Source organism: Pseudomonas sp. PS02288 (assembly GCF_029959715.1).
GTDB lineage: Bacteria > Pseudomonadota > Gammaproteobacteria > Pseudomonadales > Pseudomonadaceae > Pseudomonas_O > Pseudomonas_O kuykendallii.
In genome coordinates, this window is the sequence record NZ_JASCPA010000016.1 from 19778 (window position 1) to 41702 (window position 21925).

Below are 21925 nucleotides of genomic sequence, written 5' to 3' on the forward strand. Positions count from 1 at the left end.
GCGTCCCCGGCCGGCACCCTTCGCCGGCCTGGGACACGATCAAGGCGGGCGCCCGCTCAGCGCGGCAGTCGAGAGCGGCGAACCTTTCCGCGGAAGGTCCAGAATGAATAGGTGCTGTAGGCCAGCGTGAGCGGTACCAACAGCGCGAAGCCCAGCAGGACGAAGCCCTGGCTAACGGGCGAGCTCGCCATCTGCTGAAACCTCGAGTCCGGCTCGATCATCGCTTCGACGAACAGGGACGACCCCAGCAGGAAGCCGGATGTCACCCAGAGCAGCGTGACGAACAGCGGCGCCCAGTCCACCGTGCCGCGACGCAACCGAAAGAACAGCAGGCTGGCCGCAGCCGTCACCAGCAGGCACGCCCCGCCGAAAACGCACAGCCCCCGCATCGCCGGCCAGCGCGCCGGACCGTCCCCCTGCAGCATCCACCACAGCACGACAGCCGAAAGAAGGATGCCGCCCAGCGCCAACGGACGCGCCAGACGCCACCCCAGCGCCCGCGTCGCGCCCTCGGTTCGCCAGATCAGCCAGCCGCTTCCCAGCCACAGGTCGACGCACACCATCGCCAGGCCGCAGCACAGGGGAAAGGCCCCGAGCCAGCGCCATAACTCGTCGCCAGCGTGGATCGGCGACAACCCCTGGATCAGCGTTCCCAGGCAAACGCCCTGGCTCGCGGCCACCGCCAGAGAAGCGCCGCACAGCAGCCGGTCGGCGATACGCTGCCGCGGCGCGCTGAAGTGATCGCGGAACTCCAGGGCGAAACCGCGCAGTGCAAGGGCCAGCAACATGATGAAGAGCGGAGCGTAGAGCGCGCTTAGAAAGCCGGCATAGGCCTGGGGAAACATGGCGAGCAAAGCGCCCGCGCCGAGCACCAGCCAGGTTTCGTTGCCATCCCATAACGGCAGGATGCTGTAGGCCAGGGTCTGCCTGTCGCGCTCGTCGGCGGGACAGCAGATCAACATGCCGACCCCGAGGTCGGTACCATCCAGCAGGACATAACAGAGAAAGGCGAAGGCGATCGACGCGGCCGCCAGCAGGCTCATTGTTTGTGCCGCGAACATCAGCCCTGCCCTTCCAGATCCGCGGCCGAACGCCCCGGCATCCCGCCGCGGCCGGTACGCTCCGCGAGTTCGCTGGCAGGGCCCTGCTCACCGCATTCCGGCGCACGCCGTAGCGTGCGAAACAGGTAGAACATACCGATGCCGAACACACCGGCGTACACAAGCACGAGCGCCAGCGTGGACGCCGCGACCATTTCATAGGGCACCGGGGAGAGGCTGTCGGCCGTCCTCAGCAGCCCATACACGGTGTACGGCTGGCGGCCGCTTTCGGTCACCACCCAGCCGGCCAAGAGGGCGACGAAACCCGCGGGGGCGATGGCGACGCTGGCCCACTGTAGCCGTCGCGAGCGGTAGAGCCGACCGCGCCTACGCAGCAGCAGCCCGGCGATCCCGACCGCGATCATCAGCAGTCCCACGCCGACCATCAGGCGAAAAGCGAAGAACACCGTGGGCACGTGGGGAATCTCGCCGGCCGGGAATTCCGCCAGGCTTTTGATGGTGCCGTGCCAATCGTGCCGCAGGTACAGCGAGCCGAAGTGCGGAATCGCCAGCTGATAATGGTTGCTCCGGGTCTCGGGGTCCGGCAGGCCGAACAACACCAGCGGCTGCCCCTCGCCCGCTGCCGGACGCCGCCAGCTTCCCTCCATCGCCGCTACCTTCTGCGGCTGGTGGCGAAGCGTGTTCTGCCCATGCAGGTCGCCGGCGATCACCTGTAGCAATCCGCCCACCAGCAGCACCCACAACCCGCAGGAAAACATCAGCCGTGCGCTGGAGTTGTTCACGTCGCGCAGCAGGTGCCAGGCGCCAGCCGCGCCGACCATGCAGGCTGTGCCCAGGATCGTCGCCAGCAACATGTGGGCGAAGCGATACGGGAACGACGGGTTGAAGATGACCGCGAGCCAGTCGGTCGGGATGAAACGACCCTGTGGGTCGATGGTGAAACCGGCAGGCGTATGCATCCAGGAGTTCGCCGAGAGAATCCAGAAAGCGCTGAACAGCGAGCCGAGCGCGACCATGCAGGTGGCGAAGAAATGCAGGCGCGGGCCAACCTTTTTCGCGCCGAACAGCATGATTCCGAGAAAGCCGGCCTCCAGGAAGAACGCCGCGAGAACCTCGTAATACATCAGCGGGCCGATCACCGCGCCGGCGCGGGCGGCCAGGACGCTCCAGTTGCTGCCGAATTCGTATTCCAGCACCACGCCCGAGACGATTCCCACCGCGACGTTGAGCGCGTAGACCTTGAGCCAGTATTGATAGGTGATCCAGAAGCGTTGCTGCCGTTTCCAGAGCCATAGCGCTTCCATCAGGCAAAGGAAGAGCGCCAGGCCGATGGTGAAGCCCGCCAGTACGATGTGGAAGGAGACGCTAAAGGCGAACTGCAGTCGCGCCAGCTCCAGCGCGGTCCAGGTCATTCGATGAGCTCCGCAGGCCTGGCGGCCGATGTCGGCGCGCGGTTCTTCGGCTAGTCGTCGGAAGCAGCGCGTTGCCTGCTCCGCGCCATCGAGACGGCCAGATGCTGGCGCGCCTCGAGCACCACCTGGCTGATTCCTCGCATGTTCTCCAGCTTGCTCAGCGGGAGAAGCACGACGTAGGGCTCGATATCAGGCCCGTCGTGCACACGTACCTCGACCATGCGCCCCCTGACGACGAACTCCGCGGTGAGGGGTTGCAGCGCCTGGCGCAGCGTTTCGAGGGATTGTTCGGCAGCCGGTTTCATGGCGATCTTCTTATATGAGTGGAGCCTACCTCCATTAGGGCTTTTCCAAACCCGCTAGTTCACTGGATGATCCCCATCCAGCGCGCGGATCGATGCGCCCACTCAGCCTTTGCCGCTTGCGGGGTCGGCGCCGCGTGGATAGGTCCGTTCCTCTTCGATGACGCCATCCTGCCGGTGAATCTCACCGAAGCGGTTTTATCCGCCAGGAACTCACCGGCGAGCTTCACGATTTTCACCTTCATCGAAGCCGTCTTCGAGGCGCGCCGCACTCTCCTTGATCAGTTCCCAACGACCTCGGTCTTGTTGAAGTGATAGTTCTCCACGGTCGCACTCCCTCTACATTCCGTAGTCTTCGTCACCGCTGGGCGATAACGATCTGGCTGCTTTGCAATTCGAAAAAAAAAGGCCCCATCGACCTCTGCCGAAGGGGCCGGATCACGGCGTCACTCGGGCTTGATGGTTTTCCCTGAACCGAGGTCGGCGCCCGTCAGAGGGTCGGAGGCCGCATCGGACATCGTCCGCTGCGCCATCTGCAGGGCCACCTTCGCATCCGCAGCAGGCATGTCGACCACGGCATCGCCGTCGCCGCCGTCCACCGCCGGCTCAGGCGATTCCACGTATTCCCACTCATCGCCCATGTTCCACGGGCCACGGCGATCCGCCTCGCCTTGGGACATGTTGAAGTAGACGTCGGTAAACGGGGGCATCCCCGGAAGCCTGCCTTGCGGGAAGTTCGACTGGATCGAGTGCAGCGCTTTCTCGAACGATTTCTGGTGCGCCAGTTCGCGCGTCATCAGAAACATCAGCGCGTCCTTGATGCCGGGGTCGTCGGTCACATTGATCAGTCGCTGGTAGACGATCTTGGCCCGCGCGCTTCGGCGGCGATGTTGGAGCGCAGATCGGACGTGGGCTCGCCGATGGAGTCGATGTAGGCCGCGGTCCAGGGCACACCCGCGGAGTTGACCAGCGCCGGGCCGCCGCCGTAAAGCAGCGAGGTGATGTGTGAATCGTTGCCGCCGCCGGTCAGCGAGCAGTAGAGATCCGCTTCCTACTCCACGGCCTCTGCCAACTGGCCTTTGGCGCCTTTGTTCAACATGCCCACAATCGAACCAATGATTTCGAGATGGCTAAGCTCCTCGGTTGCGATATCCAGGAACAGGTCCTTACGCCCGGCATCGTCTTCGGCGAGCCCCTGAGTGAAATAACGCATTGCTGCCGACAACTCGCCCTGGGGACCGCCGAATTGCTCGAAGAGCAGCTTTGCCAACTCCGGATTAGGTGCGGCTACGCCCACGGTGTATTGCAGCCGTTTGTTGTGTACGAACATAGCTTTTCCTCACACGGTTATTTGCGCGGTCCTTCACGAGCACTCCTGAATTCCAGGCGGGCAGTACCCGCCTTAAGCGGAAGTGCGCGGTGGTACGAATGTTCATCGACACCGCTGAACGGTCACGAAAACACCAATACCGGCTTACGGCGCGGCGCATTCCCACACTTGGTCATTCCGGCGGAACATGCATGGAGGCGCGGGAGTCGGTAAGAGACCGGTGCCGCTTTCGCGCACGGCAACCAGCAATGGAGAACAACAAATGATCATGAAGAAGAGCGCGCTCGCAATTGCCTGCAGCACACTGCTTACCGTGATGAGCTTCCAGACTTTCGCCTCGAATGCCTCGGACTTCGTGGACGACGCGTCTGCTAAAGGCATCGCCGAAATCGAAGGCGGCAAGCTCGCCCTTGAAAAAGGGCAATCCGCCGACGTGAAGAAATTCGCCCAGCAGATGATCGACGATCACACCGCCGCCAACGCCAAGCTCAAGGCACTGGCCGCAGAGAAAAAGCTGGAAGTGGCCGACGATGCGGAACTGATGAGTAAGGCCAAGGAGCTGATCCTCAAGCTTCGCGACGGCGAGTCCTTCGACAAGGCATACGCCAACAACCAGGTCGTTGCCCACGAGCAGACCATCGAGCTGTTCCGCGAGCAGGCGGAAAAAGGTGAAGACGCCGTTCTGAAGGCGTTCGCCAAGACCACCCTGCCGAAGCTAGAGGGCCATCTGAAAATGGCGAAGGACCTCTCCGCGGCCCATGGTGGCGACGCGCACAAGGAATAACGTCGCGGAAGGCGGCGATGGAGCGGCCGTCCTGACGCAAAAGAAAGGGGCCGACGGCCCCTTTTTACTGCGCTAATCATCATGGGATTAGCCGAGCGGTATGGACGCGTAAAACACAGTGCCGGACTCGCGAGTGGACTGGACCTCGATGGTCCCGCCATGGGCAGTGACGATTTCGTTGGCGATGAACAGCCCCAGACCAAGTCCGCCCGACGCGACCTGCTGGCCGGAGGCGTATCTGGAGTAACGCCCCCGCGGTGAGAACAGGTGGGACATCGCGTCGGTTGGAATCGGCTCGCCATGGTTATGCACACTGAATCGGGCGTTACTGCCGGCACGTTCCAGGCTTACGGTGATTGCCTTCCGGGGATCGCCGTGCTGCACCGCATTCCCGATCAGCTTCGAAAAAACCTGCCCCATCCGTACAGGATCAAAATCACCCACCATCTCGCCCGCTGCGTGGTGGACGATCCGCGATTGCGGATAACGGGAGCGGAGCTCGGCCACCAGCGCCGCGTAGATGGCCTTGAGGTCGCCCGCCTCCCTCTGAATCGGGATACCGCCACCGAAGTTCACACGGGCAAGATCGAGCAGGCTTTCGACCATCTGATTGGCCCGCTCCACGCTTGAAATTATCTGATCCGTTATCTTCATCTCCCGATCGGTGGAGGTTCCCCTTCTCAACATCTGGGCGCCCAGCAGGGCGGCTCCCAAGGGTGTCCGAATGTCATGCCCCAACACGCCCAGCACCATCTTGCGGGTGACTTCGACGGATTGCTCATAGGCTGAAATCGACTCGATCAGCGCCTGATCTATGGCTTCGTTGAAGCGCACCATATCGCCGAGCTCGTGCGCCTCGCCGGCGTGCCCCTGGGCCAACCATAGACGCAGGACGCTGGACCTCAGCGCCCGGTACTCGGACACCATTTGTCCAGGCTGAATCCCGAGATATGGCGCATCACGGCATGGGTCTTGGAGAACGCATCCTGAGCCGTGGCGGGACCCAGGCCGCGCGACTTGTCCTGCTGCTGCCGGCTCGTCTGGGGCGATTGCATATCCAGAGCGACGGTGCGAAGGATCCCCTCAGCGTGGTCCCTCAACTCAACCTGCCCCAGCGGGGCCTGAGGAACGTCTACCGTCCGCGCGAAATCGACCCAAGCCTCTATGATCCTTTCCATATCTTTCAGAATGAAATCTGCAAGCCGCATAGTCGTCCTCATGACAGGTTGCCACCGCGAAGGATTGCGAGTTGAGCAGGTTGCCGAGCACACCCAAGACCATAATAGACAGCCTCCGGAGGGAGAAAGGTTTCCGGGCCGGCAACGGGGTTTAGCGAAAGGTCGATGGGCTGAAACTCGCGCTTCAGATCAGGCCGGTCCATGTCCGCGCCGATTGCAGGAGGCCGTTGTAGCGGTCTCTGCACCTAGCATCAGCGCTTCGCCCGGTGAAAAGCGTGGCGGTCAGGTAGGCGACTTCCCGCCGATCAATCTGGCCGCCATCCACCTAAAGCGGCTGGCCCCCTACATCGGCCACCTACCGCTCACCCACGTCGATGACGGGTTGCTCGCTCCATACATCAAGGACAAGGCGGAACATCGACCGGCAAGACGAATGAAGCCCGGTATAAACAAAGGACAGCGGACGTCGTCCCGAAGAAGTCACTTTCGACCTGTGCGCCCGAAAGTGTGTGACGGCATAAGTACCCTGGCTGGACACGGTACCGATGATCAGCAGGCTGGACGACATGTGTTCTAGGCGAACGCCCTAACCGCTTTCGAGGGAAAAGCGATCGCTGCTTTTCGAACTGCGCTCACCATCTGCGTCGGATGGCACCCTGCAAAGTCACCTGCCGCTCTCCAGACGGGAGGTAGTCCAGCCGAGATGGAAGTGCGACGAGTTGGAACGATCGACGCCACCAATAAGATATCGGCGACGGGCTCGCCAGGACAAACGAGGACGAGGACGACAGGATGAAAATTCCTGCAAAAGTCCCTGAAACAAAAAAGGCCAGCTCATCTCTGAGCTGGCCTAAATCGTGGAGTTATTTGGTCGGGACGGAGTGATTCGAACACTCGACCCCTTGCACCCCATGCGCTTTTTTGGTGGATTTCTGTAGATCACCACGGACTCTCATAGACTCACGAATCCTAGCAAATACGGGCCTTACAGGCTATTCTGTCGTCCCATAGCGTCCAATGCTGTCCACCACCAGCCAAGCGATTCGGTGGGGTAAAAGTGGGGTAAAATTCAAGACAACCGAATTAGGCAAGGGGTAGAAAGTGGCAAGGTTGACGGCGAAGCAGCTAGAGGCACTCACTTCAGCCGATGACGGCAGAATCCTTCGGGAGGACGGCGGGCTGGTTGCCAGGGTTCGCGCAGGCGTCCGTGGTGTAACAGTGCAGTTCCGCTACGAATTCAAACAAGACGGACTGAAACGCGATCAAAGCCTGGGCAGTTGGCCAAAGAAGTCTCTTGCTCAGATTCGTGCCGAACGTGATGAGGTTAGGGCGACGGCCGCAAAAGGAATCGATCCAACCGCTGCTCGCAAAGCTGCCAAGATCGAAGCTCAAGCGGCAGTCGCAGCGACCATCGCCGAAGCCGAACGCCAAGCGGCCGAAAACAAGACGGTGGCAGACCTCTTCGACGAATGGATTCGCGACGGCGTCTCCCGCCAGGATGGCAATGCCGAACTGATCCGCAGCTTCAAGAAAGATGTCCTACCGCTGATTGGCAAGAAACCACTGCGCAACCTGACTGAAAAGGATCTGCTCGCAGTGCTGCGCTCAATCAAAGCCCGTGGCCTAAACCGCACCGTCGTTATCCGCAACAACGACATTGGCCAGATGTTGCGCTGGGGTGAGAAACGCAAACCCTGGCGAGGCCTGATGACTGACGGCAATCCAGCCGACCTTATAGATGTTAGCAAGCTGCTCGATCACGATTATGAAGAACAACGGGACCGCCTTCTCTCCCCCGACGAGATTCGCGAGCTGCGTGACATCCTCGAACGCCTGGAGAGAGACTACGAAGAGCTTCCTGCTGGCCAGAAGTATTCAGGCATTCGCCCGGTCAATACGCGCGTCCAGTGCGCGCTGTGGATCTGCCTGAGCACACTCTGCCGAATCGGCGAGTTGCTTAAGGCCGAATGGCGCTTCGTGGATCTGGAGAAGGGGACTTGGTTCATCCCGGCCGAGGCCACCAAAGGCCATAAAGGCAAGCGCCAGGATCACCATGTGTTCCTGTCAGCGTTTTCCGTTGCGCAGTTTAAACGCCTTAAGAAAGAAACCGGCGATTCGCCGTTCTGCTTCCCCAGCAAGGATGGTCGAAGCAACGTTGATACCAAGACTGTCAGCAAGCTCATCGGAGACCGCCAGTGTCGATTCAAGAACCGCAGCAAGCCACTGGCCGGCCGGCATCATGACGACTCACTGGTACTGAGCAAGGGAACCAAGGGGGAATGGACCCCGCATGACCTGCGCCGAACAGGCGCGACGATGATGCAGGAGCTGGGTGTAACGCTGGAAATAATCGACCGCTGCCAGAACCATCTGCTGGGCGGCTCGAAGGTCCGTCGACATTACCTGCACCACGATTACGCCAAGGAAAAAACCGAAGCCTGGCGCTTGTTGGGCGAGAAGTTAGAGTCGATTCTTGCCGGGATCCCGGTAGCTGCTGTCAAGCCTCAGTAGCCAGCTTCTTTTTGATGGCGAAAGGCCAAGACATAGGCGGTGTCATCTGCACGCTCATAGCGGTACAACGCTACGTAACCTGAGTCTCCAAACTCGATGATGAGCTCACGCAGCTCCGGCAGATCTGGAAATGGACGCCCTACCTCCGGACTTTTCTCCAATCGAGCGAATTGGCGCTCGATTGCCTGTGCAGCACGGCGCGCGACCTGCGGATCTTTATCTGAGAGGAATCGCCGGCAACGCTCCAAGCCCTTCGCCGCGCCTTCAGTAACAATCAATCGTGGCACTTGGGAAGCTCTACCTCAGTATCTGTACCCCAGCTACCGAGCCAGGTCCGTGCTTCTTGGCTGGTCAAATGCCTTCCGGTTTCCTGATACGCCGCCCACGATGCGAGGGCTTCCTGCTTGAAGCTCTCACGGGCCTCCTCACGCTCGACGTACTGGGTGATCGCCTCGCGCATGATCCAGTGAGACGAGCGCTGGCGTTGGCTCGCCAACTGCTGAATGCGACCTTTTAGCTCGTCATCAATTTTGATTGAAGTGGCCATGGTTAGCCCTCTTTATCTAAAGGTATTACCTTTTAATAAGGTAGCAGCCGTCGTAAAAGCTGTCTATCCGTTGCTCACAAACAGATTACGATGATGGAGGTTCGACAAGGTTCACCATATTCAGCTTCTTGGTACGAGCTGTTGCATCACCCCACTTATACATACGCAGCATGCGTTCAAGACCGATCGGTGGCAGACCGCGGCCCCTTACCCTTGGGGTAAAAAGGTCCAGCACGGCGGCCAACGCAGCCCAGGGCGTGACGGCATCGATCTCGGCGAGGAAGCGGTCACGGCGGGTCAGCTTCTTCTTGGCGGCGTACTCGAGGTCGTAAAAGCTCGATTGCATGGCGGCGGCTCGTTGGGCAGGCATGCGATTATCGCAAGCGGAGCGCGGTCACGGAACGGCCGGGGCTGCGCGAATAAATCAGAGTTTCCCTATAGGCAGGTTCACTTTTCACTTATGACCTTTCCAGCGATGTAGTCCGCACATATGGTCTGGCAAGATCAATAGGATGCACGGCGACAGCAGGGTGTGGGAGTTGGTGTGTTTGGCGACTGCCAATCTACCCACTTCCCTGCCTGTCAACTTACTCTTCCCCCAGAGTCCGCGAAGAACCTTATTTTTTGCCCCGATGAAGGACGTCGGCTATCAGCCAATGCCTGAAGTACCAGCTATCTGAGCTCCGAATCTTAAATTCAGAGTTCGATTGCAAAACAGCGCCTGTGTCCCAATCAGAGCCCCATCGATTGAACCATCTCACTTTCACTAACCCCCACGATGATGTCGGCTAAGACACCTTGACTAAGCGCAGGCACAGAAGTCCCTGCTTGATACCTAGTCAGATCGATCGAAGACAATAGGAGGTATAAATATTCTGACGATAAGGTTCCGTTTGGAGTTAGGCCGAGGCAATTGTTATCAATTGCCGTTGGCTTGACTAGCAAGCGCCGTTTATTGGTCGCAATAGCGACAGAAGATGTCGCGGCATTGAGTGTCTATGACTTCTCGGACTCAGAAGTCTCTTTCTGTTGAGCCTGCAAGAGTTCACAGGCCTGAAGATTCAGAGCAACGAATTCGTTCCACGTAAATTGCCTGGTATAGCGAAGTGCATACTGCCTATCTACCCGGCAAATGTCCGGACGTTGAGCGTAAATGCTGCAGCCTTTGTTTGCTGAGTCGTAGTGACGGCAGGTGCCGTCACCACGATCAAGAAATTGGGTTTCTTGAGCCAGGTGAACGTGCTGACAACACAGACCACATTGGGTACAGGGAAAGCTCTTAGGGCATGTCATGAGCGTTCTACAGCCGTGAAAAGAGGAAGGCTCGCCAGGGCCTTCTTTCACTTTTATGGAGTATCCAAGGAGTTTTTTTGGCCGCTTGAGACTAAAGAAATATCTCGCACTCGCTTCTCAGTAGAGAGAACCAGATTGCCATCTTGATCAAGAATAGCTGTATCTATCATGGCTTTAATCAGCTGCGCGTATTTAACTGAACGAAAAACAATTTGTTTGCTTTCCATGGAGAAATCTTGGAAATTTTCTCCGTGCTCTTCAATTGTGATTCGCATGTCGCGTGTAGCAAAGCGCAAATGCGAGGTGATCTCGGAGAGAGTTTTATTGGCAAGCAATGTAACCTGCTCAATAGCCTGAAGCTTACCTGCCATCAGCTCAGCCTGATCACTAATAGTTTTAGCTTGCTCCAGATTACTACGCGCATTATTTAGAGCCGCTTCCCCCTTATTCCCCACGATGTGCCCGAAGATAGCCAAAGCGGGGCCAGCGACGATCCCGCCGAGAACCATCATGCCGCCGGCCATACCGTAGCCACCGGTTGCAAGGGAGCCCCCGCCTAGCCAGGCCAGCGTGGCATTGGTAGCTGCAACTCCTCCGAGCGAAGAAATAGCTGTGCCTGTACTGGCAGTGGCAAGCAGCATGGTTCCATTGTAAGCGCCGAAGGCTAGTGCTGCCCCACTACCCATACCTGCTCCCAGGCCAAGCCCTGCATCCTTGAGTGCTTGATAGTCTTGGCGCAAACCAGTCAGGGCTGTAGTCGAGAAATCGCCGGCATTTAGTTTTTCCAGTTCGGGTGTCTGGATGAGTTCCACATTTTTCAGGCGACCAAAGATGGTGAGAAAGTCCGCTACGACTCCGTTAAAGACGCGTAGCTTGCGCTGTCCGTAGTTTTCCAGAGCTTCATTGGTATTCTTACGGCAACTGTCAACCTTCTGGTTGGCAGCATTAACCATGGCGCTGGCGTCATTGTTAAGGCTCTTGGCATTGCTGTGGTCGATCGCGCCGCTTACACCTTTGGCTGCACCGTAGAGGCCAGCTGCTGCGGCGGCCGCGCCGATGATGAGAGGAATGGGCATGGATTTCTCCTTTTACTCTAGGACGAGGGCTATGATTTTGCTGACTTCGCTGTTCAGGGCTTCGGCACGATCTAGTAGGTCTTCGAAGATGAAGTCTGCAATTTGATAGTGGTGTTGAAATGCCTTGAGCAACTCGCGCTCGATAGACGAGATGGACCCGTCACGCAGCGCAACCAAAATCATCTCGAACAGCATGATTTTTGGGGGTTCTGGTCGTGTCGCCGATTGACCTTCCAGAAGTTGGGCCAATACGGTTTGTGCGGCGGCAACGCGAGTTTCCGGTAGTTCCATCTTGTGGATCGGAAACTTCTTGAGTTCTTCTATCAGATCTGTCTCGACGCTCGATCTCCCTGTTAGGGCTCCCACTGCCATACTCTGGGCAAGAAGCGCTCCGACAGATGATGAAAGGCTTGAGCCAAAGATGCTCGACTCCCTGCGTACGGACTGGCCGGCAGAGCGCTCTAGGTCTGCAATCAATTCGCTCTCCTGTTCATCTGCCTGAATAGAGAGATTGCTCAGGTCGGTGTCTGACGTCAGCTCGTCGTACTTCTTTCCATCCCAGAGTATCGGGTTGTCGGAAAGTGCCAGCAGTTGGATCAAATCGAGCAGAAGCTTCTTTTCAGGTTCCGGCAGCATCTTGATGAGCATGAGGTAGGTTCTCGCTTTCTCGTTACAGGATCAGTGGCTGGTCGGAGTTCATGAAGTCCTCAAACTCCGACATAGATTGGAATTGCAGCTGTTTCCCCAGCAGCGTGGCGTACTCATTGATGGCAGCTGCCAGGCCGTCAACGTTGCTGGTGCTGTTCGATACGATGTCGAACAGGCGTTGGGTTTCCTGGCGCAATTGGGGGATTTCGTGGCGGGTAAAGGTGTCCAGGGCCGCCTGCTCATCGGCAATGCGGTCGCGGGCCGCGGACTCAATGGCCCTGACGCGCTCCAGCTGCTGGCGCGAAAGCTCCACGCCACGCGCCGCGTCCAGCGCGCTCTGATAGAAGAATGAGGAAAGGGCGTAGCCGATCAATCCACCCACGGCGGCGCCGACGAATGGTACGGGAATGGCGAGTTGCCCCAGTGCGGCCATCATGCTGCCGGAGAGCATGCCTGCGCCTTTTTCCCCTACTTCGCTCAGCAGTTGCGCTTCACTGATTTCGCCAGTGACGTAGCGTTTGACGGAGCTGCCCAGCGACAGGCAGATAGTGACGGCCAGCGCTGGGGCATTGGTGCCAGACAGGGTGCGCAGGGTTTGGTTGCTCGATTGTTGCATGCCACCTTTGAGCGCGGAGCCTGCGAAAGCGGTGGTGTATCCAAGTGCGCCGGCTTTAGCTGTATCGAGGGCCACATCCTGGGCAGCTTCACCCAACTGTTTTTTGTCTTGAGCAACATTGAACGCGTTGGTCAACAACGAAATTACGCCACCGATGACAGCGCCGTACTTCGCTCCCTCAATACCTGCCCGGTGGCTGGTGCGAGCGATATCTTTCATCGTCTCGCGCAGCGGCTTTTCTGCGTAGTCGATGGCCTGCTCGGTCGTAATCCCAAGGTCAACGATGTCTTCTTCAGCAAGCTGGTCGAACCTGTCGGCGCGCTCGCGGAATTTTTCGGCGAGCTCCGGTTTTCCTTTCTGCTCAGCCTGTAGTGCGTGTTTTCTTAAGTTTTCCGCACGATTGCGGCAGTAGGTCTTGGCGTCTTCGACCTGTTCGCTGGGCAGTTCCAGCTTCTTACCGAAATATTTACTGTACTTGTGATCTTCATGGCTCACCTGGTTGGCAACTCTGTTTCCGCTGGCTTCCAACTTTGTCTGGGCTTCGTAAATGATCTTGCCGTTTTCATCCACGCGGACGCGATCCACCGCTTCGCGGTACTTTGAGTCGGTCTCAATACCGTAATGCTTCAAGTCATCGCTGCGAATCGTGCGCTCAGGCGATTTGCTGATGATCGCCTCAGCGTTGTCACGACTGGTGCTCGCCACTTCGCCCGCCCAACCCGCCCGCTGTTTGACGCCCGTATTTTCCTGGTTGATGCCTTTCAAGCCCTTGCTCAGCACTTTCCCGGCTTCATTGTCGACTCCGGTATAGGCTTTGACGTACTCGGCACTGGCACTGCCATAGCGGCTTACGGTTTCACTCGTGGAAAGTGCAGTTGCTGTGTTGCTTATATCCCGCTTGATTTCGTATCTGCTGTCGTCTTGCGCGCTGTCGCTTGAGGAGGGTGTAAGAGTGTTGCGGGACTTCATAGAGCCTCCTTGCAGGTTTCTCTATCGGTAATGGTGGCCTGCATATACAGCCTGCCCATTTTGGTCAGTTTTTCTTTGATTGCGTCTACCCACCGTTTGGGCTCATGCACGTGAATGCTCTCACCCAGCCCGAACAGCCACCAAAGCGTTTCTTGGTTTTCCGGTACCAAGGCGCGCAGGCGTTTCCAATCGCTGCCCCCCAGAGCCTCCAAACTCTGCTGCGTGCTCAGAGGGGTTTCCCCGAGCAGCCAGGCAATCTGCGGAGAGACGTCGGCAATCAGCTCCACCTGTTTGATAGGGGCTGCGCTGTTGAGATCGTTTCGAATGTAGTGGTCAATCTCGAAGTCGACGCGAGATCGGGCCGGAATATCTAGGCGCTCAGCCTGCTGGATTCGATGCAGTGCAAACTGGCGCAGGTCGTCATAGCCTTCGACACTACCAATCAGGTAGCTGATGGAGTGGCGTGAAACTAAGCCTGCGGGGTGGATTAGCAGTTTCTTCAACTCGGCTTTGCTGCGGCTCAAATAGCTGATCTGCAGCTTACGCTCTACCAGGGCGGTAGAGGTCTGGTTCCAGACATGTGTGTCGATCTTTGCGGATTGTAGTGACTTGCCATTGGGGATCGCCCGAACCTTGCGTGCCCAGTGCGCCAGACCGTTATTTTCCAGATTATCGAGATAATCGCGCGCCATACGAAACTGTGGTCCAAGCTGATCCAGCACGCTCTGAGGGAGCAGGGACTGGAGGTGGCTTTCCGCGAGGTACAGCGCCAGTGCAGTGGGGGTATCCATGGCCGACAGATCAATGGGCGCTTTGTCCGATAGGCTCCAGCGAAATGACGGGGAGCTTTCGTCGCGCAGCAGGGCAAACGGAATGGAAAGCCGATCAAGGTCGCGCTGGACAGTGCGCAGGCTTACCGAGAAACCATCATCCTTGAGCTTCTCCAGCAGGGTTGTGGTCGCAATGCGGCCTGGCTCTCGGGGAATCAGGCGTAATAGGGCAATGAGCCTGAGGAGCGTGTCCTTCGCTTCGGACATAGCTACTTCCTTGTCATACTGAAATAGAGTTACTTTTTTTGGCGCCACTTATATGGCGAACCTACACAGTTTAATATCAATTTGCCATACCGCGATAGGTATTAGCTGTGCCCAAGCGAGCGGCACTAGCCACGAGAGTCTCCAGACGGGTGGCCTGGCGCATAAAGAGCTCGGGGGAGCGACACCTGGGGCAATGATCGAAGCTCTCTTGCTGTGAACTTTTCGCGTCGCTGATTACCGAAGTCTGGTGCCAATCACAGCGGTGGCAACAATGAGTCAGGGCCTTACGCATGTGTCGCGCCTCCTTCTGTCATTCGGATGGAGGAGACATTACCAAGCCGTGACGTCAAATCCTGTCGCTGGCAGCTAACCGATGTCCAAACTGGCCCGCCTCGATTCATGTCATGCACTCGGGTTCTCTTGGAGATTTGCAGCCTCCCCCAGATCACCCAGATGTTTCTCACTCGGACTGGGGCTTTCTGCCCGACTATATCTCCTTTGTTCCAGGGTTGATGGCTACACTCTGTCGAAAAATGAATACACGACGGATCTGTTTCCCCCTGAGCGCCCCCCCGTGAAATCCGAACAGCTGATGAGTACTCTGGATGGAATCAACATCGTTGGGGTCGAGGGACACTGCAGCCTGGACGCATTGCTAAACCAGCAGAGTGGATCATGCGAAGAGAACTGCTATCACCCGCCTGCAACACTCGGTGTCTGAGCTATTGGCCGCAAGGCCAACTAGATCGATAGAGGTACTCTTCCAGCGTTAACGCTATTGGATTCAAAAATATTTCAGACCTGTATTACCCACAGGAAGACGAGCACGAAAGGCTCGTTTCTACCTCTGGGTATCCTCTTTTGAACAGGAGTCTGAATGATGAGTATTTGCTGTCCTTCCTGCGGTTCTCTTCGAGTTGTAGCGCGCAATCATGGTCGGAAAGTCGGGGGCGCTATTGGTGCTGTTGGCGGCACGGCGAGCGGAGCAGCAGGCGCTATGGCTGGCGCAAAAAGCGGCGCGCTTATAGGTGCTTTCGCTGGCCCCGTGGGTATTACGCTGGGTAGCCTGGCTGGCGCGATTCTGGGCGGCCTGGCAGGTGGAACTGCCGGGGGGCTGGCCGGCGCTAAGATGGGTGAAGAGTTTGACTCTCACGTACTCGACAACTATGAGTGCCATCACTGCGGCACTGCCTTTACACAAAATGAGCGTTGAATTCATCGCGCCGATAAACGAAACGTTATTACGTATACATACGTAGAAGGAGTATTGTAATGGCTCATCTCGTCGAAACCATGGCTTACGCTGGCGCTACCCCGTGGCACGGTCTGGGCAACAACCTGCCGCAGAAACAGCCCATCGAAGTCTGGCAACGCGAAGCCGGCATGGACTGGCAGATCCTGGAAAGCCCTGTGCACTTCAAATCGGACGCCATTGGCCACCTGGGCGCGATCCATTCGTTCCCGGAACAGAAAGTGCTCTATCGTTCGGACACCAAGGCACCGCTGTCAGTGGTCTCGCAGCGTTATCACACCGTCCAGCCTCGTGAGGTGCTGGAGTTCTACCGCGATCTGACCGAGGTCTCCGGCTACGAGCTGGAAACCGCTGGCGTGCTCAAGGGCGGGCGCAAGTTCTGGGCGCTGGCACGCACCGGCCAGGGCGCTGCACTCAAGGGTAACGACCAGGTGAATGGCTACCTACTGTTGGCCACTTCCTGCGACGGTACTCTGGCCACCACGGCAACGCCCACCACCATTCGCGTGGTCTGCAACAACACCCTCACCATCGCCCTGGACGGCACCAGCCGTGCGATCAAGGTGCCGCACAGCACCCGCTTCGATGGTGAGCTGGTGAAGAATCAGCTCGGCATAGCCGTCTCGCAATGGGACGACTTCATGTACCGCATGCGCCACCTGGCTGAACGCAAGGTGCAGTGGCATGAGGCACTGGGCTTCTTTATGAACGTGATGTGTGAGACCAGCCCGACCGGTCCGCTTCCTGAACAGCTGCCGAACGAGCGCGCTCTGCGCAAAGTTCAGGAGCTGTACGAAGGCCGTGGCCGAGGCAGTCAGCTCGACTCGGCACGCGGCACCGCCTGGGGTCTGCTCAATGCCGTGACTGAGTACGTCGATCACGAGCGCCGGGCACGCAGCACGGAATACCGTCTCGACTCTGCCTGGTTCGGCCAGGGCGCCCAGATAAAGCAACGCGCCTTGGACGCAGCGTTGCAGCTCGCTGCTTAAGCTGATGCGGCATAAACACAACCCCTGATCGCCACAAGGGTGATCAGGGGTTGTTCAGCTCATCTGCGTTAAATGATCGCCCTTACTCAGGCGTTCACCCAATCCTCGACGCGCAAACCTGGAACTCGCTCAAACTCACGAAGATTATTCGTGACCAGAATCAGTCCCTGGGCACGTGCGTGTCCTGCAATCATCTGATCATACGGGCCAATAGGCTTGCCGATACGAGCCAGCTCAGCTCGCAATTGCCCGGAATGAGCCGCTGCCTGAGCGTCGTAAGGCAGTACTTCCAGGCGCGCAGCGAAACCTTCAACGTCCGCCAGATTACGCTCGGGATTAGCGGACTTCTCGGCGCCGTAAATAAGCTCCATCAGGGTGACAGTGCTGATGCTCAGCTGGCCTGAATGGCGCTTGAAGGCTTCCCGCACCTGCTCAGGGCGATTCTTGATCGTGAAAATGCAGATGTTGGTATCAAGCATGTACTTCAGCATCAGAACGCATCCCGCTCTTGATCTGCAGGTTGCTCGCGATCCGCCATGTAGTCAGCGGTCACACCTTCGCCATCGAACCAGACGTCCCAGGCCTCGCCTGCCGGCGTGATGATTCGGGCTCGACCAACTACCACTACATCCACCCGCTTCACATCCTCAGGCAGCGCAACCGCCTTGGGCAAACGCACCGCCTGACTGCGGTTGCTCTGAAAAACTGCACCTTGTTCCATGGAAACCTCCTGGGGATATGCCTTGCGTATAGCCCATTGTGCCAATCAAGCGGGATATGTCAACGGCATATCCCCAACTAGCCATCCACCTACCACCATAACCGCCCGGTCAGCCTTGTGCTGGCTGGGCGTTTTTATGCCTGCAGGAGAAACATGATGAAAGCCACTTCATTGAACCGCAGCCCCAGCAAACCCCGCCCAGCCCTACGCCTGATCAGCACCAAGGAATTGCCCCGTGAGGACTGGCTGCAGATCCGCAAGCAAGGCATCGGCAGCTCGGATGCCGGCGCAGCCGTCGGCCTCAATCCGTATAAATCGCAGCTGGAGTTGTGGATGGAAAAAACCGGCCGCGACACCACATTGCCCAAGGCCGACCCGCACGATGAGGAAAGCCCGATGTACTGGGGCAACGTGCTGGAGCCCATCGTGGCCTGGCATTACAGCAAGCGCACGAAGAACAAGGTACGGCGCATCAACGCCGTACTGCAGCATCCGGATCCGGAGCTGCCCTGGATGCTGGCCAACATCGACCGCGAGGTGATCGGGGCCGATGGCGTGCAAATCCTCGAATGCAAGACCGCCGGCATAAACGGCGCACGCCTCTGGAAAGAGGGCGTACCCGAGTATGTGCAACTGCAGGTGATGCACCAGCTCGCCGTCACCGGCAAGCAGGCGGCGGATGTGGCGGTACTGCTGGGTGGTCAGACGCTGGAGATCCACCGCATCGAGCGGGATGAGCAGATGATCGCTCGCCTGATCGAGCTGGAGCGCCAGTTCTGGCACTACGTGGAGACTGATACGCCGCCACCGGCTGATGGCACCGCTTCGGCAGAGTCAGCACTGCGCTGCCTCTACCCGGAGGACAACGGCCAAGTCGTCGACTTCACCCAGCATGCCGGGCTCAGCGCGGCTTACGTCGAGCTGAGGGCTGTTCGTCAGTCGATTGCCGACAAGGAAAAACGCGAGGCTGAGCTAAAGCAGATGCTGCAGCAGGCCATGGGCGATGCCAGCAGAGCGGAGTTTTCCAGCGGCCATGTCAGCTGGCGCAAAGCCAAGGACAGCATCGGCCTCGATGTCGCTCAACTGCTCAAGGACAAGCCCTACCTGCAGGCCAAATACCCACTGCTGAAACCGGGTGCACGGCGCTTCCTGGTCGGCTGAAACCAACCTCATTCATCCCTTCCCTCCCCTTGGCCAGTCCATGCAGTTCCCACTGCGTGGCTGGCCTTTTTTCATTTCCAGGAGAATTACCATGCTCAAAGGTCTGGCTATCACTCCACCGGTACTCGGGCGGATTTCCATCGGTAAGGTCATCGAGAAGAACGGCAAACGGCTGCCGGAGAAGGATGACCAATTCACCATCACATCCCAGGTGCAGGGTAAGGACGGCTGGCTGCTGCACCCGCTCAATGACGAGCTACGTCAGGGCAAGGACGACAAGCTGCGCAGCATTCCGGTACGCCTGCTGTTCAACGAACCGGAGCTGAATTTCCGAGCAGACTACACGCTGTTCGACCGACAATCCGGACGCCCCGTCTGCGTCGGCAATGGCGAGACCTGCAAGCGGGTCACTCAGGACGGTATGCAGTCGTTGCCCTGCCCTTCGCCGGATGCCTGTCCGCTGGCCAGAGGCGGTGCCTGCAAGCCCTACGGCCGACTGAACGTGGTCATTGGCGATGAGGATCCGCTGGGCAGCTTCGTGTTCCGCACCACCGGCTTCAACAGCATCCGCACCCTCGCCGCGCGCCTGCATTACTTCCAGGCCATCTCGGGCAACCGCCTGGCCTGCCTGCCACTGGAACTACGTCTGCGTGGCAAGTCGACACGCCAGAGTCATGGCACGCCGATCTTCTACGCCGACCTGACGGTACGCGGTGGCATGGAAATGGCCGAAGCATTGGTGACAGCCAATGAACTCGATTCACGACGTCAGGCTGCAGGCTTCAATCAGGCCGCTTTGGATGAGGCGGCACGACGCGGCTTCGGCAACGGTGCGTTCGAGGACAGCGAGGAGGATGTCGGCGCCATCGTCGATGAGTTCTACCCCGAGGGTGAAGCAACTGCTGTACCAACAATGTCTCAACTCAACCCCACCAAACCCAGCCTGGCTGAAAAGCTCGATGCACAGGCTGCACGTCAAACCCCACCCACTGACCAAAACCAAGGAGGCCGCCATGCGCCTGCACAAGCTGAAAGCCAGTGACACGACCGGCACCTACTTGGTCGATTCGCCGGTGACGGAAAACGACATCCTACTGATGGCCAGGCAACTGGCCAATCTGCGCCTGCGCAAAGGACGAGCCCTGACATCGCCGAAGGAGGTATTCAGTCACCTGCAGGCGCTGCTGGCTGATTATGAGCACGAGGTGTTCGCACTGCTCATGCTCGACAGCCGGCACCGAGTGATCGCATTTGAGGAAGTGTTTCGCGGCACGCTGGATAGCGCCAGCGTCTACCCACGGGAGGTCGTGAAGCTCGCCCTGGAGCACAACGCCGCTGCCCTGATCCTGGTGCACAACCACCCTTCGGGAGACCCTGAGCCCAGCATGGCGGATCGCAATCTCACCACAAAACTGCAGGACGCGCTGAATCTGGTCGGAGTTAGAACGCTCGATCACGTTGTGGTGGGGAACGAAGGCTGCGTGTCACTGGCAGAACTGGGCTACCTGTAAGGAGGTTCCAATGAAACTGCTGTTACGGACTGTTGCCTCGGTATTTATGTTTGCCGGGATCCTGGCAGGCTGCCTGGCGCTATTGCTGCTGGTGATTCTGATGGTGCGTTTTCCGCCATTGCTGATCGCTGTGCTTGTCGCTTGCTGGCTTCTCAGTCGACTACAGAAGTCATCTCAAAAGGTCCTAGAATAAGAAGCTTAACCAGGACGGGTAGCCACGGCTAACCGTCCGCAATCATCCGGCCAACTTTCTTTTTTTGGATTGAACTGCAACCGTAGCTCATAGACCACACCTACAAGTCATCCAGATTGACTGGGAGGGCTGTCTCACTTGAACGAGACTTAGGGAGACACTGCATAAATAGCCAGCCGCCCCCACCCTTGGCACACTGAGCCCCCTCAACCAGCCCCCTCCATGAGCTTTGTTACGCGCGTGCAGAAGACCTTCTCCGAACTCGAATACACCGGCAAGAAAAAGCAGACTCGCCGAGATCGCTTCCTGGCTGACCTTGAACAGCTGGTGCCCTGGGCACAAGTGGAGGCGCAAGTGGCGCCGTTCTATAGCGACACCACAGGCAAGCGTGGACGCCCTGCGATTGGGTTGTCGCGCATGCTGCGCATGTATGTCGTGCAGCAGTGTTTCGGTCTCTCCGATGAAGGTACCGAAGATGCCGTCTACGACAGCCAGGCCATTCGTGGTTTCATCGGCATCGACCTGGGCCGTGAGTCGGCACCGGATGCCACTACCTTGTTGCGATTTCGCCGCTTGCTGGAAACCCATCAGCTAACGCGGGTGCTGTTTGAAACGATTAACCAGCATCTGGCCAGCCGGGGTCTGCTGCTCAAGGAAGGCACTATCGTCGACGCTACCCTGATCGCCGCGCCGCCCTCGGTCAAGAACCGAGAAGGTAAGCGTGATCCTGAGATGCATCAGGCCAAGAAAGGCAATCAATGGCACTTCGGGATGAAGGCCCACGTTGGTGTCGACGCCACATCGGGACTCGTGCACAGCGTGGTAGGGACTGCCGCCAACGTGGCGGATGTCACCCAGGTCGATCAGTTGCTGCACGGCGCCGAAACCTATGTTTCGGGTGACGCTGGATACACTGGTGCGGCCAAGCGACCGGAGCATGCTGAACGGGACGTTGTCTGGTCGATTGCAGCACGGCCAAGCAGTTACAAACATCACGGCAAAGACAGCGTGCTGTACCGAGTCAAGCGCAAAGTCGAATACGCCAAGGCGCAGCTGCGTGCCAAGGTCGAGCATCCCTTCCAGGTGATCAAGGTGCGCTTCAATCATCGTAAGGTTCGCTACCGTGGACTGGAAAAGAATACGGCGCAGTTGTTCAGTCTGTTTGGGTTGGCCAATCTGGTACTGGCCAAGCGGTATTTGCAACGGACGGCGGGATAAGTCCGTCCGAAAGGCGGGGCTGGCCCGCTAATCAGCAAAATCAGGGTAGAAATCGGCCCAAGAAACGCAGAATAAGGCCGGTAGGTTGAAAAAACCGGGTTGAAAAAGGGGGACGG

At 58.3% G+C, this 21925-nt stretch carries 26 protein-coding genes and 2 pseudogenes; 11 read left to right on the forward strand and 17 right to left on the reverse strand.

Features of this window, described 5'->3' with window-relative positions; translation table 11 throughout:
• Positions 1–56: 56 nt before the first annotated feature.
• The 3 genes from QMX85_RS08925 to QMX85_RS08935 are packed head-to-tail and all read right to left on the reverse strand — an operon-like array spanning position 57 to position 2778.
• Positions 57–1061, reverse strand: coding sequence for a cytochrome d ubiquinol oxidase subunit II (locus QMX85_RS08925; RefSeq protein WP_282339971.1), 1005 nt, complete (start codon positions 1059–1061; stop codon positions 57–59).
• Positions 1061–2473 (reverse strand): cytochrome ubiquinol oxidase subunit I, encoded by a 1413-nt coding sequence (locus QMX85_RS08930; protein WP_282339972.1) that lies wholly within the window; start codon positions 2471–2473, stop codon positions 1061–1063. Before QMX85_RS08930 ends, QMX85_RS08925 begins: the two co-directional genes overlap by 1 nt.
• Positions 2474–2523: 50 nt before the next feature.
• Complete coding sequence (locus QMX85_RS08935; RefSeq protein ID WP_282339973.1) at positions 2524–2778, reverse strand: hypothetical protein; 255 nt, start codon at positions 2776–2778, stop codon at positions 2524–2526.
• Positions 2779–2844: 66 nt separating this feature from the next.
• Between QMX85_RS08935 and QMX85_RS08940 the strand changes: the two genes are divergently transcribed.
• Positions 2845–3090, forward strand: a complete 246-nt coding sequence (locus QMX85_RS08940) for a hypothetical protein (protein WP_282339975.1) — start codon at positions 2845–2847, stop codon at positions 3088–3090.
• Positions 3091–3221: 131 nt separating this feature from the next.
• Here QMX85_RS08940 and QMX85_RS08945 read toward each other — a convergent pair.
• A pseudogene (locus QMX85_RS08945) lies at positions 3222–4105 on the reverse strand (manganese catalase family protein).
• Positions 4106–4421: 316 nt separating this feature from the next.
• Between QMX85_RS08945 and QMX85_RS08950 the strand changes: the two are divergent.
• Positions 4422–4889 (forward strand): DUF4142 domain-containing protein, encoded by a 468-nt coding sequence (locus QMX85_RS08950; RefSeq protein ID WP_282340043.1) that lies wholly within the window; start codon positions 4422–4424, stop codon positions 4887–4889.
• 87 nt (positions 4890–4976) lie between these two features.
• On the opposite strand, the gene QMX85_RS08955 is transcribed toward QMX85_RS08950, so the two are convergent.
• Entirely contained in the window at positions 4977–5726 is a 750-nt protein-coding gene (locus tag QMX85_RS08955) for a HAMP domain-containing sensor histidine kinase (protein WP_348775229.1), read from the reverse strand.
• A gap of 65 nt (positions 5727–5791) precedes the next feature.
• Positions 5792–6097 (reverse strand): hypothetical protein, encoded by a 306-nt coding sequence (locus QMX85_RS23485; protein ID WP_348775230.1) that lies wholly within the window; start codon positions 6095–6097, stop codon positions 5792–5794.
• A 1071-nt stretch (positions 6098–7168) separates the two neighbouring features.
• On the opposite strand from QMX85_RS23485, the gene QMX85_RS08960 reads away from it, so the two are divergent.
• Positions 7169–8578: a site-specific integrase gene (locus QMX85_RS08960; RefSeq protein WP_023127700.1), complete on the forward strand. Its 1410-nt coding sequence runs from the start codon at positions 7169–7171 to the stop codon at positions 8576–8578.
• Here the strand turns inward: QMX85_RS08960 and QMX85_RS08965 are convergent.
• The 9 genes and pseudogenes from QMX85_RS08965 to QMX85_RS09005 all read right to left on the reverse strand — a co-directional run.
• Positions 8572–8865, reverse strand: coding sequence for a type II toxin-antitoxin system RelE/ParE family toxin (locus tag QMX85_RS08965; protein WP_078463403.1), 294 nt, complete (start codon positions 8863–8865; stop codon positions 8572–8574). The genes QMX85_RS08960 and QMX85_RS08965 overlap by 7 nt on opposite strands.
• Positions 8853–9125 carry a CopG family ribbon-helix-helix protein gene (locus tag QMX85_RS08970; protein WP_023127699.1) on the reverse strand — a complete coding sequence of 91 codons (273 nt, stop codon included), beginning with the start codon at positions 9123–9125 and terminating at the stop codon, positions 8853–8855. The genes QMX85_RS08965 and QMX85_RS08970 overlap by 13 nt, the downstream gene beginning before the upstream one ends.
• 85 nt (positions 9126–9210) lie before the next feature.
• Positions 9211–9471 (reverse strand): hypothetical protein, encoded by a 261-nt coding sequence (locus QMX85_RS08975; protein ID WP_023127698.1) that lies wholly within the window; start codon positions 9469–9471, stop codon positions 9211–9213.
• A 650-nt stretch (positions 9472–10121) separates the two neighbouring features.
• Entirely contained in the window at positions 10122–10418 is a 297-nt protein-coding gene (locus tag QMX85_RS08980; protein ID WP_078463402.1) for a YkgJ family cysteine cluster protein, read from the reverse strand.
• A gap of 53 nt (positions 10419–10471) precedes the next feature.
• Complete coding sequence (locus QMX85_RS08985; RefSeq protein WP_059319059.1) at positions 10472–11494, reverse strand: hypothetical protein; 1023 nt, start codon at positions 11492–11494, stop codon at positions 10472–10474.
• A gap of 12 nt (positions 11495–11506) precedes the next feature.
• On the reverse strand, positions 11507–12142 hold the full coding sequence (locus QMX85_RS08990) for a hypothetical protein (RefSeq protein ID WP_059319058.1): 636 nt from the start codon (positions 12140–12142) through the stop codon (positions 11507–11509).
• 22 nt (positions 12143–12164) lie between these two features.
• A complete protein-coding gene (locus tag QMX85_RS08995; protein WP_059319057.1) occupies positions 12165–13727 on the reverse strand; it encodes a hypothetical protein in 1563 nt (520 codons plus the stop codon).
• Entirely contained in the window at positions 13724–14764 is a 1041-nt protein-coding gene (locus tag QMX85_RS09000; RefSeq protein ID WP_282339985.1) for a WYL domain-containing protein, read from the reverse strand. The genes QMX85_RS08995 and QMX85_RS09000 overlap by 4 nt, the downstream gene beginning before the upstream one ends.
• Before the next feature lie 410 nt (positions 14765–15174).
• A pseudogene (locus QMX85_RS09005) lies at positions 15175–15303 on the reverse strand (integrase); the annotation flags it as partial.
• A gap of 112 nt (positions 15304–15415) precedes the next feature.
• On the opposite strand from QMX85_RS09005, the gene QMX85_RS09010 reads away from it, so the two are divergent.
• From QMX85_RS09010 to QMX85_RS09020, 3 genes are all read left to right on the forward strand, one after another.
• Positions 15416–15517: a hypothetical protein gene (locus QMX85_RS09010; protein WP_236080466.1), complete on the forward strand. Its 102-nt coding sequence runs from the start codon at positions 15416–15418 to the stop codon at positions 15515–15517.
• 127 nt (positions 15518–15644) lie between these two features.
• The gene (locus QMX85_RS09015; protein WP_036992178.1) at positions 15645–15977 is read left to right on the forward strand and encodes a hypothetical protein; all 333 of its coding nucleotides are present in this window, start codon (positions 15645–15647) and stop codon (positions 15975–15977) included.
• A gap of 59 nt (positions 15978–16036) precedes the next feature.
• Positions 16037–17005, forward strand: a complete 969-nt coding sequence (locus QMX85_RS09020) for a DUF932 domain-containing protein (RefSeq protein WP_059319056.1) — start codon at positions 16037–16039, stop codon at positions 17003–17005.
• Between the two features lie 86 nt (positions 17006–17091).
• Here the strand turns inward: QMX85_RS09020 and vapC are convergent, their stop codons facing one another.
• Together vapC and QMX85_RS09030 are read right to left on the reverse strand one after the other, a co-directional pair.
• On the reverse strand, positions 17092–17496 hold the full coding sequence (vapC, locus tag QMX85_RS09025; protein ID WP_009408500.1) for a tRNA(fMet)-specific endonuclease VapC: 405 nt from the start codon (positions 17494–17496) through the stop codon (positions 17092–17094).
• Positions 17496–17726, reverse strand: coding sequence for an AbrB/MazE/SpoVT family DNA-binding domain-containing protein (locus tag QMX85_RS09030; RefSeq protein ID WP_003285520.1), 231 nt, complete (start codon positions 17724–17726; stop codon positions 17496–17498). Before QMX85_RS09030 ends, vapC begins: the two co-directional genes overlap by 1 nt.
• Before the next feature lie 156 nt (positions 17727–17882).
• Here QMX85_RS09030 and QMX85_RS09035 point away from each other — a divergent pair, with 156 nt between their 5' ends.
• The 5 genes from QMX85_RS09035 (at position 17883) to QMX85_RS09055 (ending at position 21809) form a co-directional block, all read left to right on the forward strand.
• Positions 17883–18887 (forward strand): lambda-exonuclease family protein, encoded by a 1005-nt coding sequence (locus tag QMX85_RS09035; protein ID WP_059319055.1) that lies wholly within the window; start codon positions 17883–17885, stop codon positions 18885–18887.
• A 91-nt stretch (positions 18888–18978) separates the two neighbouring features.
• On the forward strand, positions 18979–19929 hold the full coding sequence (locus QMX85_RS09040) for a hypothetical protein (protein WP_059319054.1): 951 nt from the start codon (positions 18979–18981) through the stop codon (positions 19927–19929).
• The gene (gene radC, locus QMX85_RS09045) at positions 19901–20398 is read left to right on the forward strand and encodes a DNA repair protein RadC (RefSeq protein ID WP_059319053.1); all 498 of its coding nucleotides are present in this window, start codon (positions 19901–19903) and stop codon (positions 20396–20398) included. Before QMX85_RS09040 ends, radC begins: the two co-directional genes overlap by 29 nt.
• 10 nt (positions 20399–20408) lie before the next feature.
• The gene (locus tag QMX85_RS09050) at positions 20409–20591 is read left to right on the forward strand and encodes a hypothetical protein (protein ID WP_059319052.1); all 183 of its coding nucleotides are present in this window, start codon (positions 20409–20411) and stop codon (positions 20589–20591) included.
• A gap of 222 nt (positions 20592–20813) precedes the next feature.
• Entirely contained in the window at positions 20814–21809 is a 996-nt protein-coding gene (locus tag QMX85_RS09055; protein ID WP_003282265.1) for an IS5-like element ISPsp6 family transposase, read from the forward strand.
• Positions 21810–21925: the final 116 nt, after the last annotated feature.